At 43.1% G+C, this 15,347-nt stretch carries 19 protein-coding genes, 1 tRNA gene and 2 pseudogenes; 13 read left to right on the top strand and 9 right to left on the bottom strand.

All coding sequences use genetic code 11. The features are described from left to right. Positions 1–65: 65 nt before the first annotated feature. The 5 genes from ACZ48S_RS08770 to ACZ48S_RS08750 all read right to left on the bottom strand — a co-directional run bounded on the left by ACZ48S_RS08770 (position 66) and on the right by ACZ48S_RS08750 (position 2,653). On the bottom strand, positions 66–923 hold the full coding sequence (locus ACZ48S_RS08770; protein WP_464212707.1) for a DNA-3-methyladenine glycosylase I: 858 nt from the start codon (positions 921–923) through the stop codon (positions 66–68). Positions 924–977: 54 nt separating this feature from the next. After that, positions 978–1,166: a hypothetical protein gene (locus tag ACZ48S_RS08765; protein WP_464212704.1), complete on the bottom strand. Its 189-nt coding sequence runs from the start codon at positions 1,164–1,166 to the stop codon at positions 978–980. A 100-nt stretch (positions 1,167–1,266) separates the two neighbouring features. Then, positions 1,267–2,040 (bottom strand): Nmad3 family putative nucleotide modification protein, encoded by a 774-nt coding sequence (locus ACZ48S_RS08760; RefSeq protein ID WP_464212702.1) that lies wholly within the window; start codon positions 2,038–2,040, stop codon positions 1,267–1,269. 110 nt (positions 2,041–2,150) lie between these two features. Further along, positions 2,151–2,321 (bottom strand): hypothetical protein, encoded by a 171-nt coding sequence (locus ACZ48S_RS08755; protein ID WP_464212700.1) that lies wholly within the window; start codon positions 2,319–2,321, stop codon positions 2,151–2,153. 26 nt (positions 2,322–2,347) lie between these two features. Then, on the bottom strand, positions 2,348–2,653 hold the full coding sequence (locus tag ACZ48S_RS08750) for a hypothetical protein (RefSeq protein ID WP_464212698.1): 306 nt from the start codon (positions 2,651–2,653) through the stop codon (positions 2,348–2,350). A gap of 464 nt (positions 2,654–3,117) precedes the next feature. On the opposite strand from ACZ48S_RS08750, the gene ACZ48S_RS08745 reads away from it, so the two are divergent. Further along, entirely contained in the window at positions 3,118–3,399 is a 282-nt protein-coding gene (locus tag ACZ48S_RS08745; RefSeq protein WP_464212696.1) for a YtxH domain-containing protein, read from the top strand. Between the two features lie 635 nt (positions 3,400–4,034). Here the strand turns inward: ACZ48S_RS08745 and ACZ48S_RS08740 are convergent. The 3 genes from ACZ48S_RS08740 to ACZ48S_RS08730 all read right to left on the bottom strand — a co-directional run bounded on the left by ACZ48S_RS08740 (position 4,035) and on the right by ACZ48S_RS08730 (position 8,666). After that, on the bottom strand, positions 4,035–5,510 hold the full coding sequence (locus ACZ48S_RS08740) for a reductive dehalogenase (RefSeq protein WP_464212694.1): 1,476 nt from the start codon (positions 5,508–5,510) through the stop codon (positions 4,035–4,037). A gap of 304 nt (positions 5,511–5,814) precedes the next feature. Continuing rightward, positions 5,815–6,489, bottom strand: coding sequence for a response regulator (locus ACZ48S_RS08735; protein WP_464212692.1), 675 nt, complete (start codon positions 6,487–6,489; stop codon positions 5,815–5,817). Continuing rightward, positions 6,489–8,666, bottom strand: coding sequence for a PAS domain S-box protein (locus tag ACZ48S_RS08730; RefSeq protein WP_464212690.1), 2,178 nt, complete (start codon positions 8,664–8,666; stop codon positions 6,489–6,491). Before ACZ48S_RS08730 ends, ACZ48S_RS08735 begins: the two co-directional genes overlap by 1 nt. A 187-nt stretch (positions 8,667–8,853) precedes the next feature. Here ACZ48S_RS08730 and ACZ48S_RS08725 point away from each other — a divergent pair, with 187 nt between their 5' ends. From ACZ48S_RS08725 to ACZ48S_RS08675, 11 genes and pseudogenes are all read left to right on the top strand, one after another. Beyond that, positions 8,854–9,540 carry a hypothetical protein gene (locus ACZ48S_RS08725; RefSeq protein WP_464212688.1) on the top strand — a complete coding sequence of 229 codons (687 nt, stop codon included), beginning with the start codon at positions 8,854–8,856 and terminating at the stop codon, positions 9,538–9,540. A gap of 97 nt (positions 9,541–9,637) precedes the next feature. Further along, positions 9,638–10,423: a hypothetical protein gene (locus tag ACZ48S_RS08720; protein WP_464212686.1), complete on the top strand. Its 786-nt coding sequence runs from the start codon at positions 9,638–9,640 to the stop codon at positions 10,421–10,423. 263 nt (positions 10,424–10,686) lie between these two features. After that, on the top strand, positions 10,687–11,313 hold the full coding sequence (locus ACZ48S_RS08715) for a replication protein (RefSeq protein WP_464212684.1): 627 nt from the start codon (positions 10,687–10,689) through the stop codon (positions 11,311–11,313). Between the two features lie 33 nt (positions 11,314–11,346). Then, positions 11,347–11,422 (top strand) — tRNA-Gly (locus ACZ48S_RS08710). Beyond that, a complete protein-coding gene (locus tag ACZ48S_RS08705) occupies positions 11,385–12,047 on the top strand; it encodes a Mom family adenine methylcarbamoylation protein (protein WP_464214598.1) in 663 nt (220 codons plus the stop codon). Before ACZ48S_RS08710 ends, ACZ48S_RS08705 begins: the two co-directional genes overlap by 38 nt. Next, the gene (locus ACZ48S_RS08700; protein ID WP_464212682.1) at positions 12,034–12,666 is read left to right on the top strand and encodes a ParB N-terminal domain-containing protein; all 633 of its coding nucleotides are present in this window, start codon (positions 12,034–12,036) and stop codon (positions 12,664–12,666) included. The genes ACZ48S_RS08705 and ACZ48S_RS08700 overlap by 14 nt, the downstream gene beginning before the upstream one ends. Continuing rightward, positions 12,663–12,911 carry a hypothetical protein gene (locus tag ACZ48S_RS08695; protein WP_464212680.1) on the top strand — a complete coding sequence of 83 codons (249 nt, stop codon included), beginning with the start codon at positions 12,663–12,665 and terminating at the stop codon, positions 12,909–12,911. Before ACZ48S_RS08700 ends, ACZ48S_RS08695 begins: the two co-directional genes overlap by 4 nt. Next, on the top strand, positions 12,908–13,372 hold the full coding sequence (locus tag ACZ48S_RS08690) for a hypothetical protein (protein ID WP_464212678.1): 465 nt from the start codon (positions 12,908–12,910) through the stop codon (positions 13,370–13,372). Before ACZ48S_RS08695 ends, ACZ48S_RS08690 begins: the two co-directional genes overlap by 4 nt. After that, on the top strand, positions 13,369–13,992 hold the full coding sequence (locus tag ACZ48S_RS08685) for a recombinase family protein (RefSeq protein ID WP_464212676.1): 624 nt from the start codon (positions 13,369–13,371) through the stop codon (positions 13,990–13,992). Before ACZ48S_RS08690 ends, ACZ48S_RS08685 begins: the two co-directional genes overlap by 4 nt. Next, positions 13,992–14,171, top strand: a complete 180-nt coding sequence (locus ACZ48S_RS08680; RefSeq protein WP_464212674.1) for a hypothetical protein — start codon at positions 13,992–13,994, stop codon at positions 14,169–14,171. Before ACZ48S_RS08685 ends, ACZ48S_RS08680 begins: the two co-directional genes overlap by 1 nt. Further along, positions 14,164–14,574, top strand: a pseudogene (locus ACZ48S_RS08675) (recombinase family protein); the annotation flags it as partial. The gene ACZ48S_RS08680 and the pseudogene ACZ48S_RS08675, both read left to right, overlap by 8 nt. Here the strand turns inward: ACZ48S_RS08675 and ACZ48S_RS08670 are convergent. Further along, a complete protein-coding gene (locus ACZ48S_RS08670) occupies positions 14,575–14,718 on the bottom strand; it encodes a hypothetical protein (protein ID WP_464212672.1) in 144 nt (47 codons plus the stop codon). Here ACZ48S_RS08670 and ACZ48S_RS08665 point away from each other — a divergent pair. After that, positions 14,695–15,246: pseudogene (locus ACZ48S_RS08665) on the top strand (recombinase family protein); the annotation flags it as partial. The gene ACZ48S_RS08670 and the pseudogene ACZ48S_RS08665 sit on opposite strands and share 24 nt — an antisense overlap. Positions 15,247–15,347: the final 101 nt, after the last annotated feature.

The raw sequence follows: 15,347 nt of genomic DNA, 5'->3' as shown, positions 1-15,347 counted from the left end.
CCTGAAATTGGACTAGTTATTGTGGGGGCAGGTTAGCTACAAAGATGTAAAAAAAGGAAAATTTATCAATAAACGGTATTTCTAATTCGAGTAGTCATGCCACAACAAAGTCGAGGATCATTAATAAAGAGCAAACAAACGTTGCAGCGCGGTCTCTCTGTGCATATCTTGCCTTCTCCATCAGCACAAAAATGCCAAATCAAATTATCTATATACTTCCGTGATAAATGAAGAGTATTCGCAATTGTAAATCCTAGCGCCCTAACATCTCTAGGCTTTTTGGAAACACGGACGTTATTGGTATCAAGACTAATTCTATTCAGGAATCTGGTTGTATGAACATCTGGCTTGAAATCATCGATGCCTATATTGTTAAAGAATTCAGAACAAATGGCTAAGCCAACGCACTCAAGCTTCCAATCGCTAATGGGATTGATAAATCGACTCATTAAAGTACTACTATCAGGTCGAATATAACAACCGTATTTAGAATCAAAATCTTTCTCTGATAGATAATTCTTAATTGCCTCTAGTACAGACCCATGTTCAGACATTATATTTTGAAATGTCTTCGCATTATTACGGATTGCCAAGAGCTCTGTTTTAAGGAATCTCGCTTGAACTTGCCTCTTGTATTGAGCAAAAATTGTTTCAATATCGATATCTGTCAGCGCCGCTACAGATTCTATGTTATATTCGCACAGACTAACTTGTAAAGATGGCAGTACTTTTTGTACAGAAGCCCAGTTGGCTTGCCTGGACAAAATAGCCTTGCTGAGATTTTCAAAAATTGTTTGATCGTTTGATGGGAATTGATTAGGAATATCCTGAATCCTGTTCACAAATCCTGTGCTAGATAGTGTTTGCCGAATTCTCGCCACCAAGGTTTGGCAATCATCTAGCGAATAAACATCAATACCCATTGTTATTCTTGTTCGATCGAACTAATTGAATATGCAAATATAGCCCAAAAACTATCAGCTCGTTTCATCCCACTCGACTCCGTTCGGACCAGGGTAACCATGCACTTGAACTAAAGCCTCTATTAAATCCGGAATGTCTTCTCTTGTTACAACGATTGCAGAGCCTTTTTTATCAAATACTGTTATTTCATCTTTGTAATCATTGACTCGCTTTTTGATCCTTTTGGTAAGTGCAACTATCATTATTTACCCCCAAAATCCGTTGTAAGGTATACTTAATTCCTTCGAATGATTACTCTCCAATAAAGCCAATTTGAACGGGTTTTGGTCTTTATCCAAAATACTAGAAGCCTTGTGTATCCAGATAATATTTGAACGATTCAGCCTTGCCCCTCACTATAGTTCTAATAGATGATAGGTTAAGTGCTTTATCATATCCAGCTAGTTCATTCCTAAATACTTTTGATGGATAGTATTGGGATCTTTCTCTATTTTCATTCTTTGAACTAAGTAATACCGCTTTCTTTAATACCTTACTTTCAAAAGGGTTTCCTATTAAAATAATTTGATCACCCCAATCCATTTGTCGATAGTGATGGTTATTCTCTATTACTGCCTTGTCTTCAGCTATGACAGTTGATCTTGAGCTGTATGAAACGGTGCTATGAACAACAAAATAGGAAAAGAAGTAATATCCGTCCATTTCAGAAATATTTGGATATCCCCTAAAAGCCGCATAAAAAGCAAGAATATCGCCTTGTTTTAGATTACTTAGAGTACGGAAATTCTTCTCTTGCTGGCGTCTGCCATCCTTGTGATTAATATATCGTGGAGAACCATAAGTAAATGTACTAAATTCCGGATCGTCATGCACTAACGAATTCTGTTTTTTCATTCTAGCGCGCTCGGGTAAATATGCTTCAACAGAATGGCCATTCCATTTATAAGTATGGTAACTTAGCGGATCTGTAGGCATTCCTTCTTTTTCTAGTATAGGTATAAAAAGGTAACTTCTATCTTGAAATATCGGACTCCAAAAGCCACCCCCTAGTTCCGTAGTGTCTGCGCCAACTCTTAATAGGTATAAATCGGCTGTTTTTGATATTTTGGTAGTCATCGGTTGATCCTTTTCAGAACATAATCTTAGAGTCGAACTCTACTGGAAGTGCGCTAATTATTAGAATTGTAGGGGTTAACGTTGTTTAAACAAAGAAAGAGTTGCTATATCTATAGATCTTCGCTTTTTGTCTCTTCAGAAAGTTCTTCTAAGAGATCTTTCAAATATGTTACTCCATCTGCCTCAACAAAGTCTTGAAGTAAATTCTTAACTCTATCTTTAGATTCGAATTTGCTAGAAACATCTTCTGGAATATCTACTTCTAAAATTATGCTTACCATATTATTACTCCCCCTTTTACTACCCTCTAATGAGGAAACAGAATTTCCCCTCCCGTCCAAAGAAGAACTATCAATCCCCAGAGAGTTGAAATAAAAACACCTATTGAACGTTCTTGTTTTGTCAAAAAGCTTGTAATACCAGTGAAAAAGGCAACAATACCAGTTAACCCCACCACAAGCATTGGAATTGTTAGTATGGGATTGCTGAAGAAGGTTTCTCCTCCTCTTTGACCAGTTGCAACGAGGATGAAAAACAAAGCTAAGAATCCGATTGAAATTAAGACTAAACGTATTGTCCATTTTCCAAGCATTGTTCGTGCAGTAAAATACATCTTAGCATTACCCCCCCCCCTTCAAAAGCTTTATCTATATTTTAATTATATCCCAGGGGTAAAGCTTCATAATTAAAGTTTCGAAGATTCAAGCTCTATTAGAAACACTAACACTGTAGTAGTTGATATTGGACAAGAGGGGCACGTTATGAACTGGTAGGATTTTTTTACATACCTTCTTTATCCCGTTTAACAATCATCGCGATGTCTGCTATTAAATGCTCACATTTGTGATAGATGCTAATATCTTGAGAGAGAAGAATTAATATTTATTTGCCTGCGATGGGAGAGAGTCTAATTGTTACGAAAACACATGACGCTGAAATTCGTAAATTGATAAATAATTATCCGAAGATTACTTGACCCATGGTTTATAATTAGCTTTATACAAAAAAGCTTCTAGCTGCAAATGCTATTTAGAGTGATAATATTCAATTATCAATCTTACCGGAAGGAGGTTTATCATGAGCGACCAAGGTAGCAGGGTGCGTGGTTTTGTTGTGGGGTTACTGGTCGGTGCTGGCGTGGGCTCTGGGCTGGCTCTCCTCTATGCACCATACCCCGGTAGTAGGACGAGAAGACTGATAAGAACAAAAATAGACCAAGCTTGGGATAATGGTATAGACAAGATTGAGGAAACTCAGGAACAAATTGACGAAATGGCAGAAAAAGCACAAAAACATATAACCCAAGTAATCGATACCGCAATAGACGAAGGTTTATCTCAGAATAATCTTGGTATTTAGATACGGCAAAGTAAGTAAAAAGGAGCCAGATTTTTGATATGGGCTCCTTTTCTTTTTTCTAGTTCAATTTATCCCTATTGTATAAAAATGAGGATTTTTGATCAGAGATGAAATAAAACAATACCGTCACAGAGGTTGATGGATTGTATCTCCGATATACTACAAGAGGACTAAATCAAATGTGAATCGGAGAACATCAGTCAGTGGGATGCGCTCCAAAAGGGTACCCTTTTGAGCTGGTGGAGACGGGGGAGAGTCGGACTCGGTCTGAAACGCAGTTCCTAGTTGATTTGATGGCAAGTCAGCTGAGAAGAGCTACGTCATTCTTCGTGGTTTAAGCTGTCTTTTTCAGAATTTGAGAGCGCCGGATTAATGAATCGTAGCCGAAGCCGGTTTTTCCAGTAATCACTTCCCGTCTCGGGGGACAGACCATCTGCGTCTGCGCCAGACACGCAGCATCCATCGACATATAGATAGACAAAGAAAACATGTCCCTTTTTAAAGCCTGAATGGGGTGTCCGTGGGTTCGCTTCTATATTAATTTTAAGGGTAATCTCTTCCCCGAAGGCTAGACTGGGGCGGCTATTGCACCGCCCCAGTCTAGCCTAATATACCAAGATTCAAAAACGCCTAGTTTACCTCTCGTATTTTGCGAAAATCTCGGACTCAACTCCGAAGACTGGTTGCGGTTCATTCCACCAATCTTCTTTAGCTTCGCCTTCGCGCACTCCGTAGCCGAACATCTTGCTCATGTCGGTAAAGAAGCCACCGAAGATGCTAGTGTTAGCTGTGATTATCTTAATAATATCGTGTACCCCAGCCTCTCTACCTTCGTTGAAAGGACACGCAGCCCAGCATAGTTCGCATCTACCTGCTAATTGATTTCGCCCTATAGTGCACAACGCCCAATCTAGCCAGAAATTTCTCACGCCAGGATTATGAGTGATATCAGTCATACCACCAAGAAGTGGTATCTCCCAGGAAGGCTCTTTATCAAAGGATATCGCCTCAGTAGGGCAGGCTTCGGCACACTTCCCACAAGAATGGCAGAAGCGGAACATACCGGCATCTATTGGCTTGGTAGGCGCTAATGGCAGGTCGGTAACTCCATTTTCTCCAGACTGGAAACGAGGACCACCTATCGGGGTGAGGGAGTAGTTGTTCTGGCGAGCAGCCTCGGCATTACCGGTCATTATATGCAAGGCGCTTGAGGAAAAGAGATTGTGTACCATAGAAGGCGTCCCTAAAAACTGATAACCCAACCCCCGCAGCAAATTGAATAAACCAACATATGTACTCCTCCCGGCTGTTCTCCCGAAACTATGAGCGCCGGGGGTCACCGACGGACCAACTTTTTGGGCAAAAAGGGACTCTGCGGCACCAAAACCGACAGCCCACATAGGCTTGTTAGGTATAACCCACTTCTCAGCCGCCTCCCCCGTCGGATCCTTGATTGAGTAGCCAAGGTCAACGTCCTCGTAGACAATACGTCCGTTTTTAAAGGCCGAATGAGAAATGACGATCTTGTTTCTCCAAACGTTGTCCAGCTCGGCAAAACCCGAAAAGATGGCACCATAAATCCTGGAGGCGGCTGCAAGTAGATGTGAGTTCTCTTCCGGGGTTCCTTCCCACTTAGGCACGCCCAGCTCTTCGGGAGTGTTGGTTATACCGGGGCCAGTGATTCCAGCAAAAGTATAAGTAGCCGAATTAGCAGAGGTCATGGTGCCCATCATCTTGGTATAAGCTTCAGAAAAAGCTCTTGTTTTCCGAGTGTAACCCGGCGCATTGGCTGCCATTTGATTTTTCTTGAACTCTGCACCCGCTGCTTTTGCATCTGCCGTCTGTTTAGGGAAGTATTTAGCCGTGACATCAGGATTAAAAAAAACATTCCGCCTATCGTAGCGCTTGGTAACGTCCCAATCGACTTCGACCGTTGGCTTATCCACTGTTTTAACCCACCATGCCTTTTTAGGAGAGGTCTGAGAAGACATCAAATCATCTAGGTCTTGAAAAACCGGAGAGGCGACGGAAGCAGCGCCGATACCTGCGCCTGCCAGTCCTAACCCTTTCATGAAAGCCCTGCGACTAAGTGTAGAGTGAAACTTTGACATTAATAATTCTCCTTTTTACTACTCAGTTTTCTATTGGGTATCCGGTCTCTCCCGGAAGTCAGACTGCATAATGAGCCTCCTAACGAACAACACCAAACTCAGCGTGATAATACTGATTGTATAGAAAAATGTTGAATTTGCCATCGTCCTAAAGTACTAGAGTTTCTAAGCATTTCGGGTAGCTCATTTTGGGATAATATGATATACAGAAAGGACCAAAAGGATACGGGACATATATAATGGGTATAGGACAATAAGTAATGCTGGGTTTATTCAGTAAGAGTTGATAAGCTACTTGTAAGTATCAGGCTAAGCCAAGTTGATTGGCTAACACAGCGGCTTGGGTGCGATTGGCAACACTCAACTTTCGTAGGATAACGATGATTGCCTTCTTCACTGTAACCTCAGACAAGCCTAGCTTTCGGGAGATTTCTTTGTTAGTAAAACCCTTAACAATTAGATTTAGGATCTCTCTTTCACGATGCTTCAGAGAGTGTTCTAAATACAAAGCCAAAGCTGCATTCTCTTGGTCAGTAAACGAATGGGCTTTTTCTGGTTTTTTATTGTAATGAAGTACCTCTCCGCCATATCTCACAACCCTAATACTGTTAATGAGGATATGGCGGTTAGTGTTTTTACTTAAAAAACCGTGCGCTCCCAATTCCGAGGCTTCTTCTACCTGAAGGTTACTCCCATAAGCGGTAAGCATGATTATTTTAATTTGAGTTTGAGCCTCCTCAAAGATAGCCTTGGCAACCGCAAAACCGTCAATGTCGGGTAATTTAACATCCAAGAGTATAACATCTGGTTTCAACGAGTTAGCACTTTCGATCGCCTGCTTGCCTGTACCAGCTTCACCGATAATTTCAATATCTGGCTCATTCTGAAGGATAGCGCGGAGACCTTCTCTGACGACGTCGTGGTCGTCGACAATAACAACCCGAATGGTATTTTGGCCGAGGCCTGTGGACTTCGGCATTAGTGCGGCAAACTCGACATAATTGTGGTGCCCTTTCCGGGTTGGCTGTATACTTTGAAGGTGCCGCCTAGTAGCTCGGTCCGGCGGCGCATCGATACGAATCCGCCCGGATCTTTTGATATAGTATGCATATCAAACCCGACGCCGTTGTCGGTCACTTTTAATGTGATAAATTGGTCGGCGTCTCGCAGGTCGACTAAAACATGGGTTGCCTGTGAATGTTTTTTTATATTTAATAACGCCTCATTGAGCACTCTATAAAGTGTGTTCTTAGTGGTATACGCGAATTTAACCTTCAAATTTATATTATGTTGAAACTCACAGTTGATGTCCTGATTGAACCAATTCAACTCTTCCTCAATTAGCTTCAATAAACCGTAACGCTGTAAGTTATAAGGGTACAGCTCTTTCATCATGTTACGGGTTTCATCAATCGTCCTATCGGCAAGCTCGATAGCTCGGTTGAGTCCTTTGGTGATTAAGGAATTGCGCTGAGCCTTAGGTGTAATACTCTGTAATTGATGATAAATCGCTGACAGTGGCTGGGTTACCCGGTCGTGGATTTCCAAAGAGAGCCATTCGCGTTCTTCATCTTGGGCCCCTATATATGCCTTAATAAGCTCTTGGGCCCTTGCTTCATGTTTAAGTATTGTGGCTTCATGCTCCTTGATCTCGGAAATGTCGTTATGAATAGCTAATGCTCCGGTGATTGTCCCATCCTCGTCCATAAGGGCGATACTGGATACTAGCACAGTTATGGGCGATCCATCCTTACGTTGATAGGTGATTTCTCCTCGCCATTTCCTATTTTGTACGAATTCGTCAGCCTCTTCGTTAAGGTTGCCACTCTGAGATATTTTTATCACTGGTAAGACGTCTCGCGCTGGCTTTCCGATGACCTCATCGGAAAGCCAACCATAAAGTTGTTCTGCGGCTTTGTTCCAGGTTTTTATGATGTAATTTGGATCAGAGGAGATAATAGCTTCGTTAGCATTGTCTACTAGGGCGGCTTGGTATTTTATATACTCAAGCATCTTATTGCGCTCTGTTAGGTCTCTGGCAACTGCTAGTACCCTAGGCTCCCCATTTAGTTCAAAATAGCCAAGATGTAATTCAATGGGTATACCATAGCCAGCCTTATTTTTAAACACGGTGTTGATTATCAGTGAGCGTGTCTTCTTTAATTTTTTTAAGACATCGACTGGATTGTTTTGTTTATCGGGCTGGATTTCTACGATATCTGAGGGTGTTAGATTTTTTAGCTCAGCTTCGGTATACCCAAGCATTTCACAGGCGGCTTCGTTTATCTCAATGAATTTCCCGGGGCAATCTTTCGTGGGTTGCTGTAAAAAAATAGCGTCTGAGGCTTTTTGAAAAAGTGAGCGAAATTTTTCTTCACTGGCTATCAATGAATTGGTGATACGCCGCTTAATCACGAGTTCACTGCTCAACTTGTTGTTTAGTTGCTGTAATTCCTTGGTTTTTTCATTTACCCTGTTTTCTAGAGTAACTTTATAGTTCAAGATCTCTTGGGCAATTAACACTCTTGAAAGCGCGACGCCGAGTTGCATCGCAATTCTTTCGAGGATTCCCAATTTCTCGGAAGACACCACATCTGGCCGCGGATCTGCGATGTGAATCAATCCCAGAACATAACCCCCATAGAAGATCGGGATCATCGTCAGTGAATCGTAGCCGAATGCTGGACAGTTACCGCGCATTTTCTTCTCGCCAGATTGGATAATAGGTGGATGTGTTGCTCTATGACGCTTTATGCTTCCAATGGAGAAAGAGCCATATTTAGAAAAATATTCCGAAATCGATGGATTTCTGTTTCCAGTGATGACATCTATGCACACACATTTATCTAATTGAACGGAAATTTTCGTTTCTATTTCATAAAATTCGCGGCAAAAACCAGTATATGCTCTATATGGTATATTGCCCTCTTGATCGAGCACTCTGATTCCAACTGCGTCACAGCCAATGAGCGCTTTTATTTCAGCGACGAAAGCCTCCAAGAGCGGATCCATAGTTGAAAACTGGTTAGCGATTTCCAGAAACCGATGACTGATACTAAGAGGATTTGATAATGTGGGGGGGGGCGTGGCTGAAAAACCATGGTTGGATTGGATTTGATATAAAGCATGTTGCCCAGTTTCAGTGTTGGTAATCATATTCTCATTCCTAGAATGAATTAGTGCAAATCAATTATACACTAGTTTTGAAGATTGCACAGGTGGTAATTTTAACTAGTCCTTTTGGCTCAGGCCATTATAAGGGGGTAGTAGATATGGCGCAAGACATTACCCTTTTGGATCGGTTGAATTTCTTCAAATATAGATTTGGTATAATCTGGCTGTTATGAACAAAAAAGAAACTCCATCGAGTGTTTTCACCGCCGTTGAAGAAGTCAGAAGAATTACTTCAAAGGAAAAGAAAGATGAAATCGCAATATTTACTAACCTATTGAATGCTTTTACGATGGCTTTTAATCGCATGGGTAAATTTGATACAGATGGTAACGACAAAATATTAGTCTGGATATTGCTCCTAGCACGTTGTTTTACTTCGATGACGGCTGTTTCTAGGATGACTATTGACGGATTTTATAATCAAGCCATGGTGGTTACTCGGTCGGTTACAGAAGATTTATTACTATGCAAATGTTGTGAGACACCACTTTCAAATCAGATAGTAAACGCCATAATATATGAGCAAGGTAAAACACCCAAACCGTCCGAAATGCGCCAATATGAACGAGAAATATATGCTGCTTATGATTTCCAGTGTCAATCTGCACACAGTCAAAAATTTACCAAACGTTATTTCCTTTCAGGGCATAACAATAACATAAACATTGCCTCTATTTATGATGATAAACTTTTCGACCTTTGCATGATTGAGATCATTCGCTCGTCCTTGGAAATGGTCAGGTATTTAGAGTTGGTGCTAAAATTTGCCAAGCCGAATGAGGTTGAGCAATGGGTAAATGAGGCTAAAGAGAACATTGAATCTGCCGCCAAATTGTTAAAATCAAAAACAGCCTAAGATTGTTGAATTCTATATATGGCTTGTTTGCATTTCTACGAAGTATTCATGTCATCCTTCGCTTGCATAGTAACAAGCCTAAAGTGCAAAATTGATTATGATGATGCCTTTAGGGTTTTCCAATGAAATAGCTTTGTCGATTTTAATTGAGCGATATAGCGAGTCGGAAGGCTTTAAGCAGGCTGTACAAAGTATTTCTAATGACTTACCGTCCATATACAGTACTGGACTATCTGAAGGCCTAACACACGAGGTGCTCAAAGAATTATTAGACCCTAATGAACAAAATGGATTTATAAGAAATACAAATAATTGGATACGGCTCTGGGAAGAAAAAAGTAACCTATTATCTTGTAAGCAAAAGGATTCGGTAGTTGGTCTTGCTGAAACTTGGGGGTTGCGATGTAATTGGGGACCAGGTTTGGTACTTCGATATATACAAGACCAAAAGGCTGGTTTGTGGATTAGCCCAGAACTTGGTACCTCATTGCATACTGTACCGGGTCATGACCCTGTAATTACTTTCAAAATAGATAGGATGGAAACTGAAAGCCAACTCAAAAATCGTATATATTCTTTTAAGAAAAGAGCCCTCGGAATACACGCGAAGGAAAACCAATCCTGGGCAGATATTGGTTATACGACAAGTATTGACAAGGATCTTGAAAAGGCTGTGAATTGGTTGTTTCTCAGAATAACACCTCCGTATTTATCATCAAGTGAAATAGCAACAGATGATAATACCGGTGATATCACAATCCAAAGGGCTTATAGGAAAGTCGCTGGTATGCTTGGTATAAAGATACCAAGAGGTTTTCCGAGAGGGGCTAAACGCAATAAAAGAAATCGCTGTAAAAGCGTAATTACGACAAATAATGGATAAAAAAAGAGTATTTTGGATTACTAATTAGAATATTCTAACTTGAGATAATGGGTGTGTGATGAACACACCCATTTTTATTTGTGCACCAGAATCTCAAGGAAGCTTTCTTAGGCTTGAGAGAATCCGGCGCCAATGGCGGCAGATAGATGTAGCTGAATCAGCAAAAGTGCCGCAATGCTACGTTTCCAAAGCTGAAAGGGGTTTATATATCCCTCAATGGGCATTTTCACGGATTTCTGAATTGTTGGATATGGAGTATCTCCATGACTAACTACTTCTTACAGTTACCCTGCGATGTCATGGATAAGCTTATGCTTTCTAACTTCACACCCTTGGAACGTTCCGTTATTGACCTGGTCCTTCGCTTATCCCTTGGCTGCTGCAAGGAAGTAGCCAATATCAAGTATCAAAGTGATTTTAATTCGATTGGTGTCCATCCCAGCAAGGTAAAGGCGGTAATCGATAGACTTATGGCTGCTGAGGTCATAAATCGGGATGGTAGCAACTATTGTCTGAATATGGACGTTTCAGAATGGGAAATACCCCAAAAGAATAATTGCTCTGAGAGCAAACTTCGGTTACTGATTCATCAAAACCTGAAATCTAAGAATTACCCTCAGAGCAAGTCAGACTTTACGCCACAGCAAACAAAAAGTTTACGAAACGTAAAGTCTTACACGAACAACTCAGCTTCACCTATAGAGAGTAGTAATAGAAATAATAAAGAAATATCTAATAGAGAAGAGTATGAAAAGAAAGAAGTCGCCTTTAAAAACGAATTAGGAATTGCTTTCAGAGAAGCCCGTAAAGGCGGAAAAAACTTAACAAATGAAGACAGGCTTGCCATTGAGAAAAGAATAAAAGCCAAATTCGGGATGGATGGATGTTGATGAGGATGATGTTTAATAGTTTTGATGAAAAATGCGCCGCAGGTGTAACGGTGAGCACGGCAGTCAGCCAGATTGCAGGACGCGGTTCGATTCCGACGGCGGCGCTCCAGTCTATTATCGTTAAACCGATTCCCTTTGTGGCGGCGAGAGCATTGGTCGTTAAATACCACTACCTTCACTCCATGCCGGGTGCTACCCGCCTCGCTTTCGGCGCTTTTCTTAGTAATCGATTGATGGGTGCTATCACCTTTGGATCCGGCCCAGCCAATGCCTATAAGATGGTCAGTGGCGTCTCTATTGATGAATGTCTGACCTTATCTCGGCTCTGGCTGTCCGATGAACTACCCAAAAACACCGAATCACGTTTCATCGGTATTGCCTTAAGAGCAATCAAGAAATACACCAAGACTAAATTCGTCCTCAGCTATGCAGATCCAAACCAAGGTCATATCGGCATTATCTATCAGGCAACTGGTTGGCTATATACCGGAATGAGTGAAGCCATGCCGCTGTTTGACTTGGGTGACGGCGTGCCTCGCCACTCTCGAAGCCTGAGCCACTCATTCGGCAGCCATTCGAAAAAGCACTTTGCTGATAAAGGGGTAAAGGTACGGGTAGTGCCGCAGTCCCGAAAGCATAGATATATCTACCTGCTGGATCCAAGTATTAAAAGCAACATGAAGATCCCGATTCTGCCCTATCCCAAGAAAGGTGAAAAAGATGAAAGTAATTGACGTGCCAATACAAAGCCTATACGAAGCCCCTTGGAACCCTAATCAAATGGACGAGCGGATCCAGTCGCTACTCAAGAATAGCCTCAATCGCTACGGGCTAGTTGAGCCACTGGTGGTCAGACCAAACGGGGACGGGTACGAGGTGCTTTCGGGAAACCAACGCCTGAAGGTGTTGAAGGACAGCGAAGAGAAAGCTGCCCCCTGCGTAGTGGTGGATCTCGATGATACTGAAGCTATGCTGCTCACCCAGGCGCTTAACGGCATCAAAGGACAGGACGATTTAGCACTTAAAGGCGCTCTATTGAAACAGCTACTGGAAAGCATATCAGCCGATGAAGTGCTGTCGCTTCTACCCGAAACCGAAAACAGCCTAACCAGCCTTGCCCAGATTAATGAAGGCAGTCTAGCCGAGCATCTCGAAGCATGGGAACAGGCACAGGCAGCTAAACTGTCCCACATGCAGCTTCAGTTTACTAAGCCCCAGCTGGAAACGGTGCAGGAGGCTCTAGCAAGGATATTGCCCGTCGCAAAAGACTCCAAGAAGGATAACCCCAATATGCGCGGCACAGCGATGTATTTACTCTGCAAATTCTACTTAGAAAGGTATCAGCCGGAATGAAGAATATAACGTGCTTAATCTGCGGGAAAACGCTGTCTATCACCATGGCCAAGGGAAGGGAATCGAATAAGCCTTTTATTATGCTCAAATGCCCTCAAGATGGGCGTCATTTCCGAGCTTTCATCTCGGATCAGGACTATATCAAGAGAATAACCGAAAAAGGTAAGGGTACTGAGGGTAGTCCCACGCTTCCCGACGGTGAAATACATACTAGTACAACAACCAAAGGAGAAAAAGCGCTATGACTGAAGTCGATATCAGGGAAATGGTCGCTAGTGGTAAGACACTTATCAATCTGAAAAGTTATATAGCGGTGCTTCAGGCAGCTTATGAACTATCTCTTGAAGGCACAAACCGAGCCACTGCTACCGAGTTATCTCAGAAGGTAACTTCAGACCACGCGCTTGATGTTTCACCTTCTAATGTAGGAGTGATCCTGTCCGGCTTAAATGTGCCCACCGCCACCAGCCATGGCAAGACCCGTTTCATCTTAAGCATTGATGAAATAGCCCATATGAGAAGCAAAGCCATCGAATATGCCGAGGAACTGGAAAAGCAGCTTAATGATAGCATCGCTCAGTTTGGAGACCTTAAAGCAAGGGTAGACACACTCATCGAGCAGCTTAAGGAAGCCATCAAGCTTCAGGCGGAAGAATACGAGCTGCACCAGAGGCTCAGGAATCTTAAGCAGGGAGAGTCCCGGTGAAAGTCGCCATCTATGCCCGGGTATCAACGGCTGATAAGGATCAGGACATCAACACTCAGCTGTTGCCGCTCAGGGAATTTATCAAAGCCCAGCAGTGGGTCATCTTCGATGAATATTCTGATAAGGTATCCGCCGCCGATATCGTCCACCGCACCAGCTGGCGTGAACTCCTGGCCGATGCCAGTAAGCGAAGATTCGACCTTTTACTGGTCTGGCGGATGGACCGGGCTTTCCGCTCGGTGCTTGATGCCGCCACCACCCTTGAAAGGCTGAAGACATGGGGTGTTGGTATCAGGTCATATTCTGAGCCCTGGCTGGACACCACTTCACCTTTTGGGGAAGTCCTTTATTACATCACCATCGCTTATGCCCAGCTGGAGCGGTCAATACTCCGTGAAAGAGTAAAGGCCGGGATGGACAGGGCGAGGAAACAGGGACACCACATAGGCCGGCCAAGGGTAACCGACCGGCGAGGCTTTAACCAGACTTATGGAGCAGTTTTGGAGCGCGTCAAAGCTGGAGAATTATCAAGACGCCAAGCTGCTAAACAACTGCGCATCGGTTATGCCACTTTCAAAAGGTTATATGACGCTGATAGTCAGGAGCAAGAGATTTCCTGATGGACAGATCCCCCGAAGAAAAGTCGTTGACAGGTATACCCTATGGCTATACATTGTCCGCCAACTCTGAGGGGGGCGAACTAGACGACATAATGATAAAGGACTTTCTAAACAGCCTAGCCGAAGTAGCCTTATCAGTCGCTTCCCGCAGATCCAGCGAGGAAGAGAGCCATGAATGAATCAAAGCGAGCCGTAACTTACATCAGGGTATCAGACCAGTCGCAGGTGCAAGGCCATTCCCTAACTGCACAGGAAAGGCTGTTTAAGGAACTCTGCAAGACCCGTGGTTGGGATCCGGTTGGAGTCTACCGGGAAGAAGGCAAAAGCGCCCATGTCGATGCCATCAATAAGCGACCGATGTTTAAGCAGTTATTGGAAGATGCCGGAAAGAATCAATTTGATGTAGTGGTCGTTCATACCCTAGACCGCTGGGCAAGGAATCTAAGGGTAATGATAGAATCACTCGCTGAACTCAGTAAGCACCATGTCGGCTTTGTCTCTATTACTGAAAGTACCGACTATTCTACACCTGAAGGTTTGCTTTCGATGCACATGCTGGGGGCGTTTAATGAGTTTTTCAGTTCATCGCTCGCCAAGCACGTTAAGAAAGGCCAGCAGCAGCGAGCCAGCGAAGGTAAACATACCGGAGGGATACCATTCGGCTATGAATCCTGCTTTAAAAAGGCCGATAACGGTGAAAAGATAAAGCGTTGCGAACCTGAACATCCCGGTGGTGTTCATATCCATCCGACTGAAGGTGAGGCGGTAGCTGAGCTATTCCGGCGCTACTCATCCGGCACAACGACACAGGCTCAACTGGCTTCATGGCTTAATGATCAGGGCTTTCGTACCCGGAACACTAAAACCTTGCCTGATGCTAACGGTAATCCAGTCACTGGGCCGAGATTTTTTACTTCGGCTTCGGTTAAGACTATCCTGCATAATCCCTTCTATACCGGACAGATCAAATACAGCGGCCAAATACTACCGGGAGCTCATGAAGCTATTATTACTCAGGAACTATTTGAGAAAGTCCAAGCCACGATGAAGAAAAATTGCAGCCGATCAGAAACGCTGGCTGCACAACCGAAGAGAGAATATCTGCTTAAAGGCTTGGTCAGGTGCGCCCGGTGCGGTATGCCGATGTGGGCGCAGACCTATCATAGCGGCAAGGCATTCTACCGGGAGCATAAAGGCAGCCGGAGTATCGATATCTGCCTTAATCACGGTAGCTCGATACTTGCTAGTATCGTAGATGAACAAGTTAGAAGCCTTGTTTCAGCAATCGAACTTGGGCCGAAATGGCTGGAAGAAGTACTCTCGATAATCAGTCTTAAAGATGATGTAGACCGTAT

Source organism: Dehalogenimonas sp. NIT-SK1 (assembly GCF_055384165.1).
This window is presented reverse-complemented; position numbering and strand designations above follow the sequence as displayed.

Excerpts from the sequence above, each read along its gene's own strand:
- ACZ48S_RS08720 (WP_464212686.1), top strand. The coding sequence starts at position 9,638 with ATGATGATGCCTTTAGGGTTTTCCAATGAAATAGCTTTGTCGATTTTA.
- ACZ48S_RS08770 (WP_464212707.1), bottom strand. The coding sequence starts at position 923 with ATGGGTATTGATGTTTATTCGCTAGATGATTGCCAAACCTTGGTGGCG.
- ACZ48S_RS08745 (WP_464212696.1), top strand. The coding sequence starts at position 3,118 with ATGAGCGACCAAGGTAGCAGGGTGCGTGGTTTTGTTGTGGGGTTACTG.
- ACZ48S_RS08755 (WP_464212700.1), bottom strand. The coding sequence starts at position 2,321 with ATGGTAAGCATAATTTTAGAAGTAGATATTCCAGAAGATGTTTCTAGC.
- ACZ48S_RS08670 (WP_464212672.1), bottom strand. The coding sequence starts at position 14,718 with ATGTTCAGGTTCGCAACGCTTTATCTTTTCACCGTTATCGGCCTTTTT.
- ACZ48S_RS08740 (WP_464212694.1), bottom strand. The coding sequence starts at position 5,510 with ATGTCAAAGTTTCACTCTACACTTAGTCGCAGGGCTTTCATGAAAGGG.
- ACZ48S_RS08690 (WP_464212678.1), top strand. The coding sequence starts at position 12,908 with ATGACTGAAGTCGATATCAGGGAAATGGTCGCTAGTGGTAAGACACTT.
- ACZ48S_RS08725 (WP_464212688.1), top strand. The coding sequence starts at position 8,854 with ATGAACAAAAAAGAAACTCCATCGAGTGTTTTCACCGCCGTTGAAGAA.
- ACZ48S_RS08715 (WP_464212684.1), top strand. The coding sequence starts at position 10,687 with ATGACTAACTACTTCTTACAGTTACCCTGCGATGTCATGGATAAGCTT.
- ACZ48S_RS08765 (WP_464212704.1), bottom strand. The coding sequence starts at position 1,166 with ATGATAGTTGCACTTACCAAAAGGATCAAAAAGCGAGTCAATGATTAC.
- ACZ48S_RS08680 (WP_464212674.1), top strand. The coding sequence starts at position 13,992 with ATGGACAGATCCCCCGAAGAAAAGTCGTTGACAGGTATACCCTATGGC.
- ACZ48S_RS08750 (WP_464212698.1), bottom strand. The coding sequence starts at position 2,653 with ATGTATTTTACTGCACGAACAATGCTTGGAAAATGGACAATACGTTTA.
- ACZ48S_RS08735 (WP_464212692.1), bottom strand. The coding sequence starts at position 6,489 with ATGCCGAAGTCCACAGGCCTCGGCCAAAATACCATTCGGGTTGTTATT.
- ACZ48S_RS08695 (WP_464212680.1), top strand. The coding sequence starts at position 12,663 with ATGAAGAATATAACGTGCTTAATCTGCGGGAAAACGCTGTCTATCACC.
- ACZ48S_RS08700 (WP_464212682.1), top strand. The coding sequence starts at position 12,034 with ATGAAAGTAATTGACGTGCCAATACAAAGCCTATACGAAGCCCCTTGG.
- ACZ48S_RS08760 (WP_464212702.1), bottom strand. The coding sequence starts at position 2,040 with ATGACTACCAAAATATCAAAAACAGCCGATTTATACCTATTAAGAGTT.
- ACZ48S_RS08730 (WP_464212690.1), bottom strand. The coding sequence starts at position 8,666 with ATGATTACCAACACTGAAACTGGGCAACATGCTTTATATCAAATCCAA.